Here is a 19,462-nt window from a genome sequence, read left to right as displayed (position 1 = left end):
TCAGCCGGCGGGCATCAGGCCCGCGCGGCGGTCGTCCGGCTGCGGGACTTCGCGAATGTCATCATGGTCGCGGTACATGACGAGAACCGGACACCCGTCGATCTGACGATCCACCGCGGCGATCAAAAGCGGTTCTGGTCCGGTTCGATCCCGATCTCGATCCAGTTCGGGCAGCGGGGGAAGGCCGCGATCATCGCGCACTATCGCGATGCGTTCGCGGCATCGCTGCCGGTTTTCCGCAAGCGGCCGATCCGCATGATTCGGCAGCGCCAGGCTATCCGGTGCTGCCGTCTGGGCCGGGACGGGCGCGGCCATCACAAGCGCAAGAAGCGGAACTACGGCCGTTGCAATGGTCATCGCCCTGGTTCCTTTCAGGCCGCCATTCTACGCTATCCCTGCTTCCGGCTCAATTGCCGCATCGCCTCCTCGATCCCGTCAAGCGTCAGCGGGTACATGCGGTCGTTCAGCAATTGGCGGATCATGCGGTTCGACTGGCTGTAGTCCCAGGCGCGCTCTGCTTCGGGGTTCAGCCAGATCGTTGCCGGATAGGTATTGGCCACGCGCTGCAGCCACACCGCGCCAGCCTCGTCGTTCATGTATTCGACCGACCCGCCGGGGTGCGAGATTTCATAGGGGCTCATCGCGGCATCGCCGACGAAGATCACCTTGTAGTCGTGCCCGTACTTGTGAAGGATGTCCCACGTCCGGGTGCGGTCCTGCCAGCGGCGCGAATTGTCCTTCCAGACGAAATCGTACAGGCAGTTATGGAAGTAGAAGAACTCCATGTTCTTGAACTCCCCCGTCGCGGCGGAGAACAATTCCTCGACCAGCTTCACATGCGGGTCCATCGAACCGCCCACGTCCAGGAACAGCAGCAGCTTCACCGCATTGTGCCGCTCGGGCCGCATGCGGATATCCAGCCAGCCCTGCCGCGCCGTGCCCGCGATGGTCGCGTCGAGGTCCAGCTCCTCCGCGGCCCCCTCGCGCGCGAACCGGCGCAGGCGGCGCAGCGCCACCTTGATGTTGCGCGTGCCCAGTTCTCTGGTGTTGTCCAGATTGGCGAAGTCGCGCTTTTCCCAGACCTTCAGCGCGCGCTTGTGCTTCGATTGCCCGCCGATGCGAACGCCCGCGGGATTATAGCCCGAATGGCCGAACGGGCTGGTCCCGCCGGTGCCGATCCACTTATTGCCGCCCTGGTGACGGCCTTCCTGCTCCTCCAGACGCTTCTTCAGCGTCTCCATGATCTCGTCCCAGTCGCCCAGTTCCTCAATCTTGGCCAATTCTTCGGGCGTCAGGAATTTCTCGGCCACGGCGCGCAGCCATTCCTCGGGAATGTCGGTGCGGTCGTCGTTCAGGTCCGACAGCACGCCGTTGAACACCTTCTGGAACACCTGATCGAACCGGTCGAGCAGCCCCTCGTCCTTCACATAGACCGCGCGCGAGAGGTAATAGAAATCCTCGGGCCGGCGCTCGATCACCTCGCGGTCGAGCGCCTCCAGAAGCAGCAGATGCTCCTTGAGGCTGGCGGGAATGCCCGCGCTGCGCAGTTCGTCGAGGAAGTTCAGAAGCATGGGATCATTCCAGCGCCAGGATCCTGACGTCGCTGCCCCCCTCCGGCTTGCGCGTCACTGCCGCCACCGGCGATTCGTCTGAGACCGCGTCCATGGTCTGCTCTATCCGGGGAAGGCCATCGAAAGGGCGATAGAGTTCGACCGCGCTGCCGTTCGACAGGGCCGCCCAATAGGTTTCGCCATCATCGGGCAGCATGCCTTGGGAAACGGAGATCGAGATGCCGCTGTCCCCCAGCGCGATGCGATAGCCCCGTTCGTTATCGACGGGGCGATAGACAAGCATCGCGCCTTGCGATTCCAGCATGTCGCGGCACAGCCTGGGCACCGGTCCGGGGGCGGTGACGCGCTCGGCCTTTTCCCTGGTTTCGTCGAAGATCAGCGAATATCCCATCGCCTGCACCAGCATCTGACCCCCGTCCAGCGCGGCGCGCCTGGCCTTTTTCTCCTTGATGGGCTTGCCGCATTGCTCGACCCGATAGGCGGCGGGGGCGGGCCGGGCAGGGGGCGCATGGGCGATCTGCCGCACCAGCCCGGCCAGCCGCGCGTCGAGCGCCTGCGGATCCAGCGCGGCAGAGGAATAGCGCAGTTTCACCAGCCAGCGGTCGAGCGCATAGAGCGCAAGCCCCGTCGCCCGGAACTTGCCCTGCACAGGCATGACGAAGCGGATCCCGCTGTCGGTGCCGATCCGGTCGTCTCCGAACAGCGAGACATGGCCCTTCCCGTAATCGACACCGTCATAGCTTGCGTTGGCCGCCATCGACATCATCGCGACATCGCCCCACATCGCGACATCGACGAACCCCGCGCGATAGACGTAGAGCGACAACAGCTCCCCCTCGTCCTCGCTGCTATAGGAAAAGCCGTTGTTCGCTCCGTTCGGAAGATAGGAGGTCGCGTTGAACCGGCGCAGGCCATCGATCGCGGGCGGCGCGGTGATGCCGGTATCCTCGTGCACCCAGCTGGCATCGTCGGCGATGTCGATGGGCTGCGATTCCGCCCGCGCCGTCGCCGCGGACAGCACCGCCGCGATACCCAGTGCCGCGCCTTTCATGATCCACATGCGCCTCTCTCCCCCCTGATCGGCGCCTATCGTTCGCGCCGCGCCATGAAGGCGAGCCGTTCGAACAGCATCACGTCCTGCTCGTTCTTCAGCAATGCGCCGTGCAGCGGCGGGATCGCCTTGGTCGGGTCCTTCTGCTGCAATGTCTCCAGCGGCATGTCCTCGACCAGCAGCAGTTTCAGCCAGTCGAGCAATTCGCTGGTGCTGGGCTTCTTCTTCAGCCCCGGCACGTCGCGGATTTCATAGAACATCTCCATCGCCTTCGACACCAGCCGCTGCTGGATGCCGGGGAAATGCACCTCGATGATCTCGGCCATGGTCTCGGGATCGGGGAACTTGATGTAGTGGAAGAAGCAGCGGCGCAGGAAGGCGTCGGGCAAATCCTTCTCGTTGTTCGAGGTGATGACCACGATGGGCCGCTCCTTCGCCTCGATCCGCTCGCCGGTCTCGTACACGTCGAAGTTCATGCGATCGAGTTCCTGAAGCAGGTCGTTGGGAAACTCGATGTCGGCCTTGTCGATCTCGTCGATCAGCAGCACGGGCAGTTCGGGCGAGGTGAACGCCTCCCACAGCTTGCCCTTGCGGATGTAGTTCGAGATGTCGTGAACGCGCTCGTCGCCAAGCTGTCCGTCACGCAGGCGGGCGACCGCGTCATATTCGTACAGGCCCTGCTGCGCCTTGGTGGTGGATTTCACGCCCCACTCGATCAGCGGCGCACGGATGGCCCTGGCGATCTCGTGCGCGAGCACGGTCTTGCCGGTGCCCGGCTCGCCCTTCACCAGCAGCGGGCGCCGAAGCGTCACGGCGGCGTTGACGGCGACCTTCAGATCGTCGGTCGCGACATAATTCTCGGTGCCGGTAAAGCGCTGCATGCTGGGTTCCTGCCTCTCAGTCCGTTTCCGGGCAGGCTAGATACCGCATCGCAGCAACGCAAGCGCGCCGAATGGCCGCCAATCAGCGCCCGAACAGCCGCGGATAGCGCCGGACGAAGCGCCGCAGCCAGTAATCCGTGCGATCCCGCCGCGCGCGCAGCATGTATCGCCAGCCCGCCAGTGCCATGATGGCGGACCCCAGCGTGTCGACGATCAGGTCCCACATCGTGTCGGTCAGCCCCGACGGATCGCCCAGCATCGGCTTCTGCATGTTCATGCCCAGCAGCTGGTCCGCGCCAAACTCCATGATTTCCCACAAGGCACCGATGCCGACGCCGAAGAAGAACGCGAACAATGCGACGAAGCTGGGCTTCATGGTCACGTCGACCAGCTCGTTTTCATTGACCATATAGACGAACAGGAAGCCCAGCAGCCCCAGCAGCACGCCCGAACTGGTGTGCAGCACCAGGTCCCACCACCAGAAACGCTCGTAATAATCGCGCACCTCGCCCAGGAACAGCGTGGCGAAGATGAACAGGACCACGAAGATCTGGATCTCGACCGGGATGAACACGGGTAGCTTCTGCGGGAACAGGGCGGGCACGCCGATCACCGCCATCAGCATCAGGACAAGGAAGATCCCCATCCACCGCTGTTCCATCGCCAGCACGACCAGTTCGCCCGCCATGACGACTTCCATCACGGCCACGATGATCAGGTGGATCCGCCGTATCAGCGGATCGGGCAGGTTCTCGCCAGGCGCGCCGGGGGAGGGCCCCGTCACGCGTCGATCATGTCGCGGTCCAGTTCGCCCGCACGGTTCTGGATGAAATTGAACCGATGCTCCGGATTGCGGCCCATCAGCTCGTCCACCAGCCGCGACACGCCCGCGCGCTGTTCGTATTCGGTCGGCAAGGTGATGCGGATCAGGCCCCGGCTCTCGGGGCTCATCGTCGTTTCGCGCAGCTGCTGCGGGTTCATCTCGCCCAGTCCCTTGAAGCGCGAAACCTCGACCTTCCTGTTCTTGAAGACCGTCTCCTCCAGCTCCTTGCGATGCGCGTCGTCGCGGGCATAGCGGCTCTCCTTCCCCGCGGTCAGCCGGTACAGCGGCGGCTGGGCCAGGAACAGATGACCGCGCCGAACGACCTCGGGCATCTCCTGGAAGAAGAAGGTCATCAGCAGGGTCGCGATATGCGCGCCGTCGACATCGGCGTCGGTCATGATGATGATGCGGTCATAGCGCAGGTCGTCGGGATTGCAGTCCTTGCGGATGCCGCAGCCCATGGCCAGCGTCAGGTCGGCGATTTCCTGGTTGCCGCGGATCTTGTCGGCGCTGGCGCTGGCGACGTTCAGGATCTTGCCGCGGATCGGCAGGATCGCCTGCGTCTTGCGGTCGCGCGCCTGCTTGGCGCTGCCGCCCGCCGAATCGCCCTCGACGATGAACAGCTCGGTCTCCGCCCCGGTCTCGCCGCTGCAATCGGTCAGCTTGCCGGGCAGGCGCAGCTTCTTGGCATTGGTCGCGGTCTTGCGCTTGATCTCGCGCTCCTGCTTCCTCCGCAGCCGCTCGTCCATCCGCTCCATCACTGCGCCAAGCAGCGCCTTGCCGCGGTCCATGTTGTCGGCAAGGAAATGGTCGAAATGGTCGCGCACCGCATTCTCGACCAGCCGCGCCGCTTCGGGGGAGGTCAGGCGGTCCTTGGTCTGCGACTGGAACTGCGGGTCGCGGATGAACACCGACAACATCACCTCGCTGCCCGTGACCACGTCGTCGGGGGTGATGTCCTTGGCCTTCTTCTGGCCCACCAGATCGGCGAAGCCGCGCAGCCCCTTGGTCAACGCCGCGCGCAGGCCCTGTTCATGCGTGCCGCCATCGGGGGTCGGGATGGTGTTGCAGTACCAGCTGTACGATCCGTCGGACCACAGCGGCCATGCGATCGCCCATTCGACGCGGCCCTGCTGATCGCCCGCCTCGTTCGCGGGGAAATCCTGCGAGCCCGAGAAGAACTCGGTCGTGACGCATTCGCGGCTGCCGACCTGTTCCTTCAGATGGTCGGAAAGCCCGCCGGGGAACTGGAACACCGCCTCGGCCGGCACATCCTCGCTCGCCAGTTCGGGGTCGCACTTCCAGCGGATCTCGACGCCCGCGAACAGATAGGCCTTGGACCGGGCAAGGCGGAACAGCCGCGCGGGCTTGAACTTCTGCGCGCCGAAGATCTCGGTATCGGGGGTGAAGGTGACGGTGGTGCCGCGCCGGTTGGGGGCGGCGCCGATGTGCTCGATGGGACCCTTGGGATGCCCTTTCGAAAATTCCTGCGCATACAATTTCTTGTCGCGTGCCACTTCCACGCGGGTCAGAGCCGACAGCGCGTTCACCACCGACACCCCAACGCCGTGCAGGCCGCCGCTGGTGGCATATGCCTTGCCCGAGAACTTGCCCCCCGAATGCAGCGTCGTCAGGATGACTTCCAGCGCCGACTTGCCGGGATATTTGGGATGCTCGTCGATGGGCATGCCGCGCCCGTTGTCGGATATGGTGATGCGGCCCGCCGTGCCCGGTTCGCCCTTTTCCAGCGTGACCTCGATCCGGTTGGCATGGCCCGCCACCGCCTCGTCCATCGAGTTGTCGAGAACCTCGGCGGCAAGGTGATGCAGCGCACGCTCGTCCGTGCCGCCGATATACATGCCGGGGCGGCGGCGTACGGGCTCCAGCCCCTCCAGCACCTCGATCGAGGAGCTGTCATAGCTTTTCGCGGCGGCGGTGGCCTTGGCGTCGAACAGGTCTTCGGAATTGTCTTGTGGCATGGCCGCAAGGCTAGGCCCGCGCGGCCCCCCCGATCAAGCTTTCGCGGGAAGTTATAAGCAGCGCTGTGCGCGACTGATCGACCGAATCGATTTTTGTCGCAGGTTTTTCGCGTTTTACTGAACAGGCGCGGCGCGGCATAAGGAACGGGTCCGCGGGGCGGAAAACCCGCGGCACATGTCTCTTCGGCTCTCGTTCCCCCACCCGCTACCCAACGGGTGAGAGCTGGCAAGGGCGCCGCCTCGTCAACTCCTTCCCCACCCTCGAACGCCGGCGCGAAGCGGATCAGTCGAAGCTGGCCGGGGCGGGCGAAACCACTTTCATTCCGTTCACCGTAACCTCGCGCACTTCGAACGCGCGCTTCACCACGCCGTCGTCGAAGCGGAACGCCCCGTCCAGGCCGAGGAACCCGGCGGGATCGTCCAGCTGCGACACCGGGAACGGATCGCCCGGCTGCCAGTCGCGCGCGATCCGGATCGTCAGCAGGACCGCGTCATAGCCCAGCGCCGAAACGCGATAGGGGGCCGAACCGAACCGGCTTTTATAGCTGTCCGACAGCCGCTGGAACCGCGCATCCGACACGGCCGAGAACCATGCGCCGCGCAGCGCGGGCGTCTGCGCGATCTGCGCGTCCCCGCTCCACAATTCGGTGCCGAGGATCTTGGCCATCTGGTCCGCATCGCGCAGCATCGGCCCCGCGCGCACCGCGATGCGCGCCCCGTCGGCGATCAGAACCGCCTGGTAATCGCCGCTTTCCTGCAGGCGGCGGACTGCCGATGCCAGCGAGCTGTTGTCGCGGTCATAGGTCTCTATCGCGGCGACCTGTGTCCCGGTGCGGCGGGCATGTGCCAGCATTGCATCCGAAGCGCGCTTGCCATATTCGCCGCTGGGCACCAGCGCGGCAAAGCGCGTGATGCCGTTCTGCTGGGCATATGTCATGGTCCGCTCGATCGACTGCGAGGGGATCTGCCCCATCACATAGACCCCGTCGCCCGCCACCTGGCTGTCGTTCGAAAAGCTGATGATCGGCACCCGCGCGGGGCGGGCCACGGCCTGCACCGCATCGACATTCTCGCCCAGCAGCGGGCCCAGGATCAGCCGGTTGCCATCGGCGATGGCGCGCCGGGCAGCGCCCGCGGGGTCGCTGGCGGTGTCATAGCTGGTGATGCGGATGTTCGACGTATTGGTGTCGAGCAGCGCCATGGTGGTTGCGTTCGACAGGCTTTGCCCCACGGCGGCGTTCTGGCCCGACATCGGCACCAGCAGCGCGACGCGGTGGCGCGCCTCGTCCACGTCGGGCAGTTCGCCCGCGCTCGGCCCCTCGACCGGCGGCGGCGGGGGAGGGGGCGCGCTGCCCCCGTCGGGAATGATGCCCTTGCACCCTGCCAGCACCAGCGCGCCAAAGCCGACCGCGCCCATGCGGATGGCGCGGCGGCGCCCCATGGTCCGGTCGTCGGCGGCGGTGCGGACGCCAAAAGGCGCGGAGTTGGGTGCGACCCGCGTGTTCATGCTTGCATCTCCCAGAGTACGGCGTGCATCAGCGCGGATCATGGACCAACGCGATGAATCCCTCGAACCGGGTCTCTATATTGTAGCGACGCCGATTGGCAATCTCGGTGACATCACCCTGCGCGCCATTTCCATACTGCGCGGGGCAGAGGCCGTCGCGTGCGAGGATACGCGCGTCACCGGACGGCTGATGCAGCACCTGGGGCTGAAGAAGCGGCTGATCCGTCATGACGACCACGCCGACGAGCGCGCGCGCGGGGGCCTGCTGGACCTGGCCGCCGACGCGCCGGTGGCGCTGGTGTCCGACGCGGGCACGCCGCTGATTTCCGATCCCGGCTACCGGCTTGTACACGAAGCGCGGGCAAGGGGCCTGAACGTGGTCACTGTTCCGGGGCCGAGCGCGGTGGTGGCGGGGCTTGCGATTGCGGGGCTGCCGACCGACCGCTTCCTGTTCGCGGGCTTCCTGCCGCAAAAGGCGAAGGCGCGCGCCGACGTGCTGGCCGAACTGGCCGGCATTCGCAGCAGCCTCGTCTTCTATGAAACCGCGCCGCGCCTGGTCGCCGCGCTCGAGGCGATCGGTCAGGCGCTGCCGGGCCGGACCATCGCAGTGGGCCGCGAACTCACCAAGATGCACGAGGAATGCCGCAGCGGGATGGCCGGCGAACTGGCCGCCCATTACACCGCCCATCCGCCAAGGGGCGAGATCGTGCTGATGATCGGCCCCCCTGTCGCCGAGGCGGCGGAGGACATCGACATCGACGCCCTGCTGGCCGAGGCGCTGACGACCGACAAGCCGAGCCAGGCGGCGGCGAAGCTGGCAAAGGCGCACGGCCTCGACCGCAAGACGCTGTATGCACGCGCGATGGAACTGAAGGCGTGAAGGGCGAAGCCGTTCGCCGCACCCGCGCCGAAAAGCAGGGCCGCCGCGGCGAGGACGAGGCTGCGCTGTTCCTCCACGCCGGCGGCTGGCAGATCCTGGCGCGCCGCGTCCGAAATGCGGCGGGAGAGGTCGATCTGGTGGCGCGAAAGGACCATATCGTGGCCTTTATAGAAGTCAAATGGCGCCAGACCGCGGCCGGACTGGACACCGCCATCGACGCCCGCCGCCTGGCGCGGGTCTGCGCCGCTGCCGAGGCGGAGGCGCATCGCTTCCTGCAGCCGGGCGACGACATGCGGATCGACGTGCTGCTGCTTGCACCCGGCCAGCCGCCGCGCCATCTGGAGAATGCAGGCCAGTTCTGATGCCTGCCATTAAAGGAAGAACCGTGCCCCATCCCTTGCGCATCGCCGTCCAGATGGACCCGATCGAGACGATCAATATCACTGGCGATTCCAGCTTCGCCCTGATGCTTGCGGCGCAAAAGCGCGGATATAGCCTGTTCCATTACGACGTGCGCTCGCTCAGCTGGAAGTCCGACGGTTCGGGCGGCGGGCGCGTGACCGCGTGGGCCGCGCCGGTAACGGTCCGCAAGGTCAAGGGCGATCATTTCGAGATGGGCGAGCATCGCACCATCGACCTCGGCAGCGACATCGATGTCGTGCTGATGCGCCAGGATCCGCCCTTCGACATCGGCTATCTCACCGGCACCTGGCTGCTCGAGCGGCTGAAGGGCGAGACGCTGGTCGTGAATGACCCGGTTTCGGTCCGCAATGCGCCCGAAAAGGTCTATGTGCTGGACTTCGCACGCTTCATGCCGCCCACGCTGATCACCCGCCGGATCGAGGAAGTGCGCGATTTCATGGCCGAGCACGGCGCGGTCGTCATCAAGCCGCTGCACGGCAATGGCGGCAAGGCGGTGTTCAAGATCGACAAGGACGGCGGCAATCTTTCCGCACTGGTCGAGATGTTCAACACCACCTGGCCCGAACCCTTCATGGTCCAGCCCTTCCTTCCCGAAGTGAGCGAAGGCGACAAGCGCATCGTGCTGATCGACGGCATCGTCGCGGGCGCAATCAACCGCAAGCCGGGCGAGGGGGAGTTCCGATCGAACCTGGCGCAGGGCGGGTACGCCGAAAGCACGTTGCTGACCCCGCGTGAGCAGGAGATCTGCGACGCGATGGGGCCGCAGCTGAAGGAACTGGGCCTCGTCTTCGTGGGGATCGACGTGATCGGCGGAAAATGGCTGACCGAGATCAACGTCACCAGTCCGACCGGCATCGTCGCGGTCGACAATTTCAACGGCACCGATACCCCCGGCATGATCTGGGACGCGATCGAGGCACGGCTTGGCCGCTGAAGGACGGCGCAAGGGGAGCCATAACGGCCCGGCTGCGTTATCCACCCAATGACGGACTGGATCATCACCATGATCGAGAAGGGGGGCTATTTCGGCATAGCCCTCCTGATGGCGATCGAGAATATCTTCCCCCCGATCCCCAGCGAAGTGATCATGGGCGTGGGCGGGCTGCTGGTCGCGCGCGGGACGATGTCGTTTCTGCCCCTGCTGATCTGGGGGACCGTCGGATCACTGGCCGGCAATTACGTCTGGTACTGGATCGGCTACAGATACGGCTATCGCCGGCTGGAGCCGTTCATCGAACGCCACGGCCGCTGGCTGACGCTGGACTGGCAGCATGTCGAGGAAACGAGCCGCTTCTTCCGCAAGCACGGCCAGTGGGTGGTGTTCTTCCTGCGCTTTTCGCCGCTGATGCGGACCATCGTTTCGCTGCCCGCTGGCCTCGCGCATATGAGCGTGTGGCGGTTCCTCATCTTCACTGCCGCCGGGGCCGCGATCTGGAACACCTTGCTGATCGCGGGTGCCAGCCTGCTTGCCGGCTTCGTCACCGATTTCGAACATTGGGTCGGTATCGGCACCTGGGTGCTGATCGGGCTGATGCTGGTCGGCTATGTCTTCCGTGTCGTCACATGGAAGCCGCGTGAGCGGGTGCAGGACAGCGAGTAGGCCTCAGTCCTCGCGCTCTCGGGGATGCGCGTCGCGGTAGACGTCGAGCAGGACGGCCGCATCCACCTTGGTATAGATCTGGGTCGAGCCGAGGCTGGCATGGCCCAGAAGTTCCTGAAGACTGCGCAGATCGGTGCCCGCCGCCAGCAGATGCGTCGCGAAGCTGTGGCGCAGCGCATGGGGCGTGGCGCTGGCGGGCAGGCCAAGCAAGACGCGTGCACGAGCGGTGGCCTTTTGCACCACGCCTTGCGACAGGCGGCCGCCCTTGGCCCCGCGAAACAGCGGATCGCGCGGCCCCGCGGGCCATGGCTGCCGCGCAAGATAATCCTCGATCGCCTGCTTCACCAGCGGCACGATCGGTGCGACCCGCTGCTTGCGGCCCTTGCCGGTCACGGTGATCGTCGCGCCGATCGGCAATATGCCGCAATCCAGCGACAGCGCCTCGTCGATGCGCAGGCCCGCGCCATACAGCAGCAGCAGGACCGCGCGGTCGCGCGCGCCGATCCAGTCGATGTCCGCATTCTCGGCAGCGGTTTCGGCCAGGTTCACTGCCTCGTCCGGAGTGACCGCGCGGGGCAGGCCCTTGGCGACGCGCGGGCCGCGCAGGCGGGGAGGGGCCAGGTCCTCGTTCCCCGATTGCGCCAGCGCGAATTTGATCAGCGCCTTCAGTGCCGACAATTCCCGCGCGGCCGAGGCATTGGAAAGCCCGCCGCCGCGCCGCATCGCCAGATAGCGGCGCATGTCCGCCGCCTTGCAGCCCGCCACCTGCCGCCAGTCCGCCCCGTCGCCCAACCATTCCCCGTCGCCAAGCCATTCCAGGAACCGCCGCGCCGCGTCGCCATAGGCGCGCACCGTATGCGGCGATCGGCGAAGTCCGAATGCCAGATGCGCGTGCCATTGCTCCAGCAGGTCGGCGCGCATGTTCATGTCGCGGCCAGCAATTCGGCGGAAACAAGCTCGCCCAGCAAGGCGTCGAGCAGCACCATGCCCTGCGGCGCGACCCGCAGACGTGGGCCATCGCGCTCGATCATGCCAAGCCCCCGGTAAAAGCGCGCCTTGTCCGCATCGATCAGCGCGTCCCCCGGCAGGCCGAAGCGGTGCGCCATCTGCGCCAGATCGACGCCTTCCTCCAGCCTCAGCCCCATCATCAGCGCTTCGGATGCCTGTTCGGATGCGGCCAGCGGGCGGCTTTCGGACATGCCGTGGCCGTTGCGGGTGCAGGCCGAGAGGTAGTTTTCGGGCTTGCGATGGCGCTGCGTCGCCACCGATCGGCGCCTGCCATGTGCGCCGGGGCCGATGCCGACATAATCGCCATAGCGCCAATAGGTCAGGTTGTGGCGGCTCTCCTCGCCGGGGCGAGCATGGTTGCTGACTTCATAGGCTGGCAGACCCGCCGCTGCCGTCATGTCGCGGGTAAGCGTGAAGATATCGGCGGCCAGGTCGTCTTCGGGCAGGGCGAAGCGGCCAAGCCGATGATCGGTGGCAAAGCGCGTCCCCGGCTCGATCGTCAGCTGGTAGAGCGAGAGATGCCCCGTCCCGAATGCCAGCGCGCGCGCCAGTTCCACCTGCCATTCGGCGGCGCTCTGGCCGGGGCGGGCGTAGATCAGGTCGAAGCTGACGCGTTCGAACGCATTCTGCGCCACTTCCAGCGCGGCGGTGCCCTCGCGGGCATCGTGCAGGCGGCCAAGGAATCGCAATGCTTCATCGTTCAGGCTCTGCAGGCCCAGTGACACGCGGTTGACGCCAGCGCGCGCAAGATCGCCGAAGGCCGCCGCCTCGACCGAGGAGGGATTGGCCTCCAGCGTAATCTCAAGGCCGGGGGCGGGGGTCCACAGGCGGGTCGCTTGCGCGATCAGCCGTTCCACCAGCGCGGGCGGCATCAGCGAAGGCGTGCCGCCGCCGAAGAAGATCGATGTCAGCGGATCCGGGCCGGTCGCCTCGCGCTCATGCGCCATGTCGGCCAGCAGCGCCGCTTCCCATGCCCCGATGTCGACGCCGCTGCGGACGTGGCTGTTGAAGTCGCAATAGGGGCATTTCTTCAGGCAGAAAGGCCAATGGATGTAGAGCGCCAGCGCCATGCGGCGTTTCAGCACCTGTTCAGCGCTGCAAGTCAAGCTTGGTGACAGGACCAACGCACAGGGATCGACAGATGAAGCACGGGATCGCAGCGGGATTGACCGCCTTGGGCATGGTGGTCGCGGCGGCGGCGCTGCCCGCATCGGCGCAGCAGCAATGGGGCTATTCGGACAAATATCCGCGCGTCGAGAGCGTACCTGCCGGCAGCTTTGCACAGCGTCTGCTGGCCGCCCATAATGACGAGCGGGACCGCGTCGGCGTGCCCCCGCTGGAATGGGATCCGCAGCTCGCCGCCGAAGCCGGGCAATGGGCCGCCGAGCTGGCGCGAAGGCAAAGCATGGACCACGCCGATCCGTCCGCCCGGCGCGGGGCGGGCGAGAACCTGTGGCGCGGAACCGAGCGTTATTACACCGCCGAGGAGATGATCGGCACCTTCATCGACGAAAAGCGCCATTTCCAGCGTGAGAGCTTTCCCGACGTCTCCGCCACGGGCCAGTGGCGCGACGTCGGGCATTATACCCAGCTGATCTGGCGCGATACCGAAAGGGTCGGCTGCGCGGTGGCCGCTGGTGGCGGTCAGGACTGGCTGGTCTGCCGTTACTGGCCCGCGGGAAATGTCATGGGGCAGCCGGTGCTCTAGCCCGGCGCCGGCCAGCGAAAGGCGATGCGGCGCGTGTCGACGGGGTTTGCAGCGGCATCGAAGCTGCGCTCCGCGATCTGGCCCGAACCGCCGCGCGTGATGGTGACGACGGTGCTGCAGCGGGTGCCATAGCGGGGATTTGCGATGAACACGGGCGCATAGTCGGGCTCGGGCGAGTGCATCGGGGCGGGGTCCGCCGGTCGCGGCCTTTCCGCACGCAGCGCCGCGAACAAAGGTTCTATGTCGCGGTCATCGCCCGAAAGCCAGATGCCCAGGTCGCTGCATAGCTGTGCGGTCTTGGGCCATGGCGCGGCGAACGGGCCGTTCGACAGGCCGTGAATGCCGCCCGGCAGCGGCTGGTCCAGGCGTTCGGGATGGTTGGTGAGGAAGCGCGCCCCGCCGGCTGCGGCATGGAAGGCGTTGAGCGGGTTCATGGCATCCATCCGCGCGGGGGTCCTGCCTGCCAGCAGATCGGTCACCACCGCGCCGCGCGACGGCCTGCCGTGAGCAAAGCCTTGCGGATCGCGGAAATTGGTCAGCAACGCGAAATGCCCTGCCTCCGACACGCCGAGCCAGGTTCCGCCGCCGCGCAGGTCGCGTCCGGCGATGACATCGGCCGCATCGCTCCAGCGGGCAAGAGGGGCGGTCGGCCTTTCGTGAAACTCGTCGCGATTGGCGATGGCGACAAGCAGCAGGTCCGGGTGGCAGTCCCATGCCACGGCAGCAACGCACATCCTCCGGCCTTCCTCCCCGTTTCAGGCAGGAGGTTCGCCTAGCCGATGCGGCCCTGCCGCGCCAGAGCGGCGGTCAGCAGCAGGCGCGGAAGACGGGCTTGGGCTTGGGGCGGCGCACTTCGAAATGCGCGCCGCGCAGGCGGGCCAGCACAAAGGTGTGCACCGCGGGATAGAGCGGGTTGATGAAGCGCAGATGCGCCGCCTGACCACGCTCGATCCATTGCACCTCGGCGTCGATCGCGGACAGGCCGCCGAACGAGATGGTCAGCTTGTCCCGTGGACCCAGCTGGCGGGAAATCCCCTCGATCCGGGCGCCTTCCTGTGTCAGCTCGACCAGGTTGGCGGGGAATGAGACTCCCGTTCCCATGCGATAGCGGCAGCGCGCCTTGATGGCCTGCTGGTCGATGATCGGGGTGATTTTGAGACGACCCACGCAAATCTCCTGAACTCGAGATTTCTGGGGGAATTGTGCGGGTGCGGTTATTGAGATTCTCTTAACGCCGGGGTCTTGGCGGCAAGTTCGCCGGCCTGCGGGGAGCGAACCGATCAGGCGCCGAACTGCTCGGCAACCAGCTTTGCGAACGCATCGGCGCGGTGGCTGATCGCGTGCTTTTCGTCCGGGTCGATCTCGGCAAAGGTCTGCTCGCGTCCCGCGGGTACGAACACCGGGTCATAGCCGAAGCCCAACGCACCGCGCGGCGGCCATGTCAGCGACCCTTCGACGCGACCCTCGTACACGGCGTGCCGCCCGTCGGGCCAGGCGATCGCCAGCGTGCATGAGAAATGGGCGCTGCGGTCGACATCAGGGCCTTGCTCGGCCAGCAGCCCTTCGACCTTGCCCATGGCCATGTACCAGTCGCGGCCCGGATCGCCTTCGAACCATTGCCGCTGCGCCCAGTCGGCGGTGTAGACGCCCGGCCTGCCGCCCAGCGCGTCGACCGAAAGGCCGCTATCGTCCGCAAGCGCCGCGATCTGCGACGCTTCCGCCGCCGCGCGCGCCTTGATCAGCGCGTTTTCGGCGAAAGTATTTCCCGTCTCGGCCGGTTCCGGCAGGCCCAGTGAGCCTGCCGAGATGCAGTTCATGCCATAGGGCGCCAGCAGGGCCGAAATTTCCTTCAGCTTGCCCGCGTTATGCGTGGCGATGACCAGCGAACCGGAACCGAGGCGGGGAGCGTCCGTCATGCGCCGGCGACCGCCGCGGCCTGCGCGCGGAAGATCTCGTCGCAGCCGGTGCGGGCGAGGCGCAGGAGGCGCAGGAGCTGCTCCTCGTCATAGGTCGAGCCTTCGGCGGTGGCCTGGACCTCGGCGATGTGGCCGCCCTCGATCAGCACGAAATTGGCATCGGCATCGGCGCTCGAATCCTCGGCATAGTCGAGGTCGAGGACCGGGGTGCCGTTGCAGATGCCGCAGGACACCGCAGCGATCTTGCGGGTCAGCGGATCGTCCTTGATCGCGCCCGATTTCATCAGCCCCTGGACCGCAAGGCGCAGCGCGACCCATGCGCCGCTGATCGCGGCGGTGCGCGTGCCGCCGTCGGCCTGGAGCACGTCGCAGTCCAGCGTGATCTGCCGCTCGCCCAGTTTCCTGAGGTCGGTCACCGAGCGCAGCGAACGCCCGATCAGGCGCTGGATTTCCTGCGTGCGGCCCGACTGCTTGCCCTTGGCCGCCTCGCGGCTGCCGCGCGTGTGGGTGGCGCGGGGCAGCATCGAATATTCGCCCGTTACCCAGCCTTCGCCCTTGCCGCGCATGAACGGCGGCACCCGCTCCTCGACGCTGGCGGTGCACAGCACCTTGGTGTCGCCAAAGCTGACGAGGACCGAGCCCTCGGCATGCCTGGTGAAGCCGGTCTCGATCGAGATGGTCCGCATTTGGTCGGCGGCGCGGCCGGATGGGCGCATGGGAATACCTTTGCAGTTCGTGTTCAATTCCGGCCGCCCCTGTGAAAGTTTTGCCCGCGCGGTGCAAGACGGGAATGGGTGCCCGTGCCCCGATCATCGATTCCGGTTGAGCGCAGGGGCCGCACGACCTAGATCATCCCCATGCCCAGCCCACCGCTTCTCGAACTGTCGGACCGTGCGCGCGAGATATTCCGTCTCGTCGTGGAGGGCTATCTGGGCGACGGGCAGCCGGTGGGGTCGAAGACGCTGGCGGGCGGGCTGGACCTGTCGCCCGCATCGATCCGGTCGGTGATGGCGGATCTGGAGCGGCTGGGGCTGCTGGCCGCGCCGCATACCAGCGCGGGGCGCCTGCCGACCGAGACGGGCTTGCGGCTGTTCGTCGACGGCATGATGCAGGTGGCCGAACCCAGCGCCGCCGAACGCGCGGTGATCGAACGGGAATTGTCCGGCTCCGGCCCGGTCGAGACGGCGCTGGCACGCACGTCCGCGCTCTTGTCCAGCCTGTCGGCCTGTGCGGGCGTGGTGATGGTGCCCGCGCGCGAACCGCGCCTGCAGCAGATGAGCATCGTACCGCTGGGCGATGACCGGGCGCTGGCGGTGCTGGTGGGAGAGGACGGCGATGTCGAGAACCGCGTCGTTCCGCTGGCTAGCGGCACCGATCCGGCCGCGCTTGAGCAAGCCGCCAACTACATCACCGCGCGCCTGCAGGGGCGCACCCTGGCGGAAGCCGCGCGCGCCATGCACCGCGAGATCGCCAGCGAGCGGGCCGAGCTGGACGCCGCCGCGCGCGACCTGGTCGAACGCGGACTGGCCGTGTGGAGCGAGGATGCGGCGCGCCGCCCGGTGCTGATCGTGCGGGGGCAGGCGAACCTGCTGGACGAAGTCGCGATGGGCGATCTTGAACGCGTGCGCATGCTGATCGACGACATCGAACGGTCGGAACAGGTCGCCGCGCTTCTGGACAATGCGCGCGACGCCGACGGGGCGCGCATCTTCATCGGGTCCGAAAACAAGCTTTTCTCGCTTTCCGGGTCGTCGGTGATCGCATCGCCCTATCGCGACCGCGAGGGGAAAGTGATCGGCGTGGTCGGGGTGATCGGGCCGACGCGGTTGAATTACGCGCGGCTCGTCCCCATGGTGGATTTCACCGCGCGCAGCCTTGGCCTCAGCCTGGACGCGCGTGCGGGCCATTCGGGACGCTGAAGGGATCGTTTCCCGTGGCGGCCGGTTTGGCGAGAGACCTTTTTCGAGACAGTCAGGACAGATACAGCGCCATGAGCGACGACAGAACGCGCGACGAAGCAGCCGAGAACGAACTGAAGGGCGTTCCCGAAGACATGATTGACCGCGACGACCAGCAAGGCGAGGCCGACGAGGAAAGCGTGGATGACGCGCTGGTCAAGCTGGGTGCCGAGTTGGACGAGGCGAAGCAGCAGGTGCTGTATGCCCGTGCCGACACGCAGAACCTGCGCCGCCGGATGGAGAAGGAGATCGCCGATGCGCGCGCCTATGCCGCGACCGGCTTTGCCCGCGACATCCTGTCGGTGTCCGACAATCTTTCGCGCGCGCTCGACGCCATTCCTGCCGATCTGCGCGATGACGAAAAGTGGAAGGGCCTGATCGCCGGGATCGAGGCGACCGGGCGCGAGATCGACAAGGTGTTCGCATCGCACGGCATCAGCCGGATTGCCGCCAAGGGCCTGCCGCTCGACCCCAACCAGCACCAGGCGATGATCGAGATTCCGACCAACGAGGTCGAACCCGGCACCGTGGTGCAGGAGATGCAGGCGGGTTACATGATCAAGGACCGCCTGCTACGGCCCGCGATGGTGGGCGTGGCGAAAAAGCCCGACTGACGCCTGCGCGATTGCCGCTCGCGTCGTCTGCCCAGCATCACATCTGGTCGCGGACGGGGCGAGGCGCGGGAACGTCTTGGCTACTCTCCGCATTGAGTCGGCAATCACTCGATGCGGAGAATTGCCATGAACATCAAGAAATTGTCCCTGCCGCTGATTGCCGGTGCTGCCTTGGCCACTGCCGCCTGTGCCGATAACTACGCCGTGGAAGGTGCCGGCCTGGGTGCTGCCGCGGGTGCCGGTGTCGGGGCCGTGACCGGTGCCGATGTCGGTACGGCTGCTGCCGTGGGCGCTGCCGCGGGCGGCGCGATCGGCTATTTCACCGACAAGAACGACAGCTGCGACGGATATAACGAAGCAGGCTATCTGGATAACGACTGCCGCGATTGATCGCGTTCAGGGCCGCAGGGCTGGCCCGGCCCGCTCAATGCGCTGAGCGGGTCAGGGTCACCGTGCGGCCCGTATTTTCGATGACGATGTCATGATCGGCTTCCGCCTGCTGGGCGAAGGCTTTCATCAGGCCGGTGCCCAGTCCCGGGCGGGCATTGTTCGACCGGCCCATGCGCGGGCCCGCGTCCCCGATGCCATTGTCCGAAATGGTCAGCTTCCACGCTTCGCCTTCGCATACGAATGACAGATCGATCTGGCCGGTAGTCCCGTCGGGAAACGCATATTTCGCGGCGTTGGTCAGCGCTTCGTTGGTGAACAGCCCGATCGCCACTGCGGTCTGCCGCGGCATCGAGCAATCGTCGATCCGGGCCTCGACCCGCACCGTATCGTCGAACACGCCGCTTGCGATCCGGCGGACCACTTCGCTCAGATAATCCTTCATGCTGACCTGGACGCCTTCGCCATGCGCGGCGGCCAGGTTCTCGTATGCGCTCGCGAAGGTGCTGACGCGCCCGATCGCTTCGTCCAGCGCGGCCGAGGCGGCGGGATTGTCGAGGCGGCGCCTCTGCAGCGAGAGCAGGCTGGCGACCAATGCGAAATTGTTCTTCGTGCGATGCTCAAGTTCGGCCATCAGCATGTCGCGCCGCTTGATCTCGAGGTCACGGGCCACGGCAGCCTCGCGCACTGCGCGGCGCCAGGCCTCGGCAAGGATGACCACGATCATCGCGCTCCACGCATTGATCGCCACCCGCGACGGATCGGTCGCAACCTCGAACCGGAACGAATGCGCTTCGGGAAGGACAAGCCACCAGGCCCACAGGAAGCCGATGACATAGCTGACCAGCCCCGCCTGCCAGCGGCCATAGAGCGTCGCGATGAGGATCGTGGGATAGACCAGCGCGAAGGGGCCGGACGTGGGCGCCCACAGGTTCACGATCCCGCGCAGCAGGATCATCACCAGCGAACAGGCGAGGCCGAACGCGATGCCCGCCAGCACGCGCTGCAGCGGCGTCTCGAACGCGCCGACGAAATCTGTCCTGCTGATACGCACCCGGCCTCCCTCGCGCAGCCAGAAAGGCCCGGCTTTGGCTGGGGGCCGTTACAAAACCCTTCTATTACAAGGGATGTTACCTGTCGATCAAAGTTTACGGCT

22 protein-coding genes are annotated in these 19,462 nt (G+C 66.3%); 8 read left to right on the top strand and 14 right to left on the bottom strand.

Annotated elements, in window-relative coordinates; genetic code table 11:
* From A9D14_RS07790 to A9D14_RS07760, 7 genes are all read right to left on the bottom strand, one after another.
* Nucleotides 1–315 carry a hypothetical protein gene (locus A9D14_RS07790; protein WP_066844945.1) on the bottom strand — a complete coding sequence of 105 codons (315 nt, stop codon included), beginning with the start codon at nt 313–315 and terminating at the stop codon, nt 1–3.
* A gap of 74 nt (nt 316–389) precedes the next feature.
* Nucleotides 390–1,571 carry a vWA domain-containing protein gene (locus A9D14_RS07785; RefSeq protein WP_066844942.1) on the bottom strand — a complete coding sequence of 394 codons (1,182 nt, stop codon included), beginning with the start codon at nt 1,569–1,571 and terminating at the stop codon, nt 390–392.
* Between the two features lie 4 nt (nt 1,572–1,575).
* Nucleotides 1,576–2,631 (bottom strand): hypothetical protein, encoded by a 1,056-nt coding sequence (locus tag A9D14_RS07780; RefSeq protein ID WP_066844939.1) that lies wholly within the window; start codon nt 2,629–2,631, stop codon nt 1,576–1,578.
* A gap of 26 nt (nt 2,632–2,657) precedes the next feature.
* Nucleotides 2,658–3,503 (bottom strand): AAA family ATPase, encoded by an 846-nt coding sequence (locus A9D14_RS07775; RefSeq protein ID WP_066844936.1) that lies wholly within the window; start codon nt 3,501–3,503, stop codon nt 2,658–2,660.
* Between the two features lie 82 nt (nt 3,504–3,585).
* Nucleotides 3,586–4,287 carry a hypothetical protein gene (locus A9D14_RS07770; RefSeq protein ID WP_232468463.1) on the bottom strand — a complete coding sequence of 234 codons (702 nt, stop codon included), beginning with the start codon at nt 4,285–4,287 and terminating at the stop codon, nt 3,586–3,588.
* The gene (parE, locus tag A9D14_RS07765; protein ID WP_066844933.1) at nt 4,284–6,305 is read right to left on the bottom strand and encodes a DNA topoisomerase IV subunit B; all 2,022 of its coding nucleotides are present in this window, start codon (nt 6,303–6,305) and stop codon (nt 4,284–4,286) included. Before parE ends, A9D14_RS07770 begins: the two co-directional genes overlap by 4 nt.
* A gap of 283 nt (nt 6,306–6,588) precedes the next feature.
* A complete protein-coding gene (locus A9D14_RS07760; protein WP_232468462.1) occupies nt 6,589–7,812 on the bottom strand; it encodes a penicillin-binding protein activator in 1,224 nt (407 codons plus the stop codon).
* A gap of 40 nt (nt 7,813–7,852) precedes the next feature.
* On the opposite strand from A9D14_RS07760, the gene rsmI reads away from it, so the two are divergent.
* The 4 genes from rsmI to A9D14_RS07740 are packed head-to-tail and all read left to right on the top strand — an operon-like array spanning nt 7,853 to nt 10,715.
* Nucleotides 7,853–8,692 carry a 16S rRNA (cytidine(1402)-2'-O)-methyltransferase gene (gene rsmI, locus A9D14_RS07755; protein ID WP_066844931.1) on the top strand — a complete coding sequence of 280 codons (840 nt, stop codon included), beginning with the start codon at nt 7,853–7,855 and terminating at the stop codon, nt 8,690–8,692.
* On the top strand, nt 8,689–9,054 hold the full coding sequence (locus tag A9D14_RS07750) for a YraN family protein (RefSeq protein WP_066844929.1): 366 nt from the start codon (nt 8,689–8,691) through the stop codon (nt 9,052–9,054). Before rsmI ends, A9D14_RS07750 begins: the two co-directional genes overlap by 4 nt.
* Nucleotides 9,055–9,107: 53 nt before the next feature.
* Complete coding sequence (gshB, locus tag A9D14_RS07745) at nt 9,108–10,049, top strand: glutathione synthase (protein WP_232468897.1); 942 nt, start codon at nt 9,108–9,110, stop codon at nt 10,047–10,049.
* A gap of 48 nt (nt 10,050–10,097) precedes the next feature.
* The gene (locus A9D14_RS07740; protein ID WP_066844925.1) at nt 10,098–10,715 is read left to right on the top strand and encodes a DedA family protein; all 618 of its coding nucleotides are present in this window, start codon (nt 10,098–10,100) and stop codon (nt 10,713–10,715) included.
* A gap of 3 nt (nt 10,716–10,718) precedes the next feature.
* On the opposite strand, the gene A9D14_RS07735 is transcribed toward A9D14_RS07740, so the two are convergent.
* Entirely contained in the window at nt 10,719–11,642 is a 924-nt protein-coding gene (locus A9D14_RS07735) for a tyrosine recombinase XerC (RefSeq protein WP_066844923.1), read from the bottom strand.
* Nucleotides 11,639–12,793: a radical SAM family heme chaperone HemW gene (gene hemW, locus A9D14_RS07730; protein ID WP_066844913.1), complete on the bottom strand. Its 1,155-nt coding sequence runs from the start codon at nt 12,791–12,793 to the stop codon at nt 11,639–11,641. The genes A9D14_RS07735 and hemW overlap by 4 nt, the downstream gene beginning before the upstream one ends.
* Before the next feature lie 71 nt (nt 12,794–12,864).
* Between hemW and A9D14_RS07725 the strand changes: the two genes are divergently transcribed.
* Nucleotides 12,865–13,431, top strand: coding sequence for a CAP family protein (locus A9D14_RS07725; RefSeq protein WP_232468461.1), 567 nt, complete (start codon nt 12,865–12,867; stop codon nt 13,429–13,431).
* On the opposite strand, the gene A9D14_RS07720 is transcribed toward A9D14_RS07725, so the two are convergent.
* From A9D14_RS07720 to rph, 4 genes are all read right to left on the bottom strand, one after another.
* Complete coding sequence (locus tag A9D14_RS07720) at nt 13,428–14,165, bottom strand: NRDE family protein (RefSeq protein WP_066844911.1); 738 nt, start codon at nt 14,163–14,165, stop codon at nt 13,428–13,430. The genes A9D14_RS07725 and A9D14_RS07720 overlap by 4 nt on opposite strands.
* A gap of 73 nt (nt 14,166–14,238) precedes the next feature.
* Nucleotides 14,239–14,598, bottom strand: coding sequence for a hypothetical protein (locus A9D14_RS07715; protein WP_066844908.1), 360 nt, complete (start codon nt 14,596–14,598; stop codon nt 14,239–14,241).
* Nucleotides 14,599–14,711: 113 nt separating this feature from the next.
* Nucleotides 14,712–15,347, bottom strand: coding sequence for an RdgB/HAM1 family non-canonical purine NTP pyrophosphatase (gene rdgB, locus A9D14_RS07710; RefSeq protein ID WP_066844905.1), 636 nt, complete (start codon nt 15,345–15,347; stop codon nt 14,712–14,714).
* Entirely contained in the window at nt 15,344–16,063 is a 720-nt protein-coding gene (rph, locus tag A9D14_RS07705; protein ID WP_066844902.1) for a ribonuclease PH, read from the bottom strand. The genes rdgB and rph overlap by 4 nt, the downstream gene beginning before the upstream one ends.
* 141 nt (nt 16,064–16,204) lie before the next feature.
* Between rph and hrcA the strand changes: the two genes are divergently transcribed.
* The 3 genes from hrcA (at nt 16,205) to A9D14_RS07690 (ending at nt 18,309) form a co-directional block, all read left to right on the top strand.
* On the top strand, nt 16,205–17,266 hold the full coding sequence (gene hrcA / locus A9D14_RS07700) for a heat-inducible transcriptional repressor HrcA (protein WP_066844899.1): 1,062 nt from the start codon (nt 16,205–16,207) through the stop codon (nt 17,264–17,266).
* 71 nt (nt 17,267–17,337) lie between these two features.
* On the top strand, nt 17,338–17,919 hold the full coding sequence (grpE, locus tag A9D14_RS07695) for a nucleotide exchange factor GrpE (RefSeq protein ID WP_066844896.1): 582 nt from the start codon (nt 17,338–17,340) through the stop codon (nt 17,917–17,919).
* A 126-nt stretch (nt 17,920–18,045) separates the two neighbouring features.
* Nucleotides 18,046–18,309, top strand: a complete 264-nt coding sequence (locus tag A9D14_RS07690; protein ID WP_066844893.1) for a glycine zipper domain-containing protein — start codon at nt 18,046–18,048, stop codon at nt 18,307–18,309.
* Nucleotides 18,310–18,343: 34 nt separating this feature from the next.
* Here the strand turns inward: A9D14_RS07690 and A9D14_RS07685 are convergent, their stop codons facing one another.
* Nucleotides 18,344–19,360 carry a sensor histidine kinase gene (locus A9D14_RS07685; RefSeq protein WP_066844891.1) on the bottom strand — a complete coding sequence of 339 codons (1,017 nt, stop codon included), beginning with the start codon at nt 19,358–19,360 and terminating at the stop codon, nt 18,344–18,346.
* Between the last annotated feature and the right edge of the window lie 102 nt (nt 19,361–19,462).

Origin of the sequence: Croceicoccus marinus (assembly GCF_001661675.2) — a bacterium.
GTDB classification, from domain to species: domain Bacteria; phylum Pseudomonadota; class Alphaproteobacteria; order Sphingomonadales; family Sphingomonadaceae; genus Croceicoccus; species Croceicoccus marinus.
The sequence above is the reverse complement of the archived record's forward strand: the minus strand, read 5'-3'. Positions and strand labels throughout refer to the sequence as shown.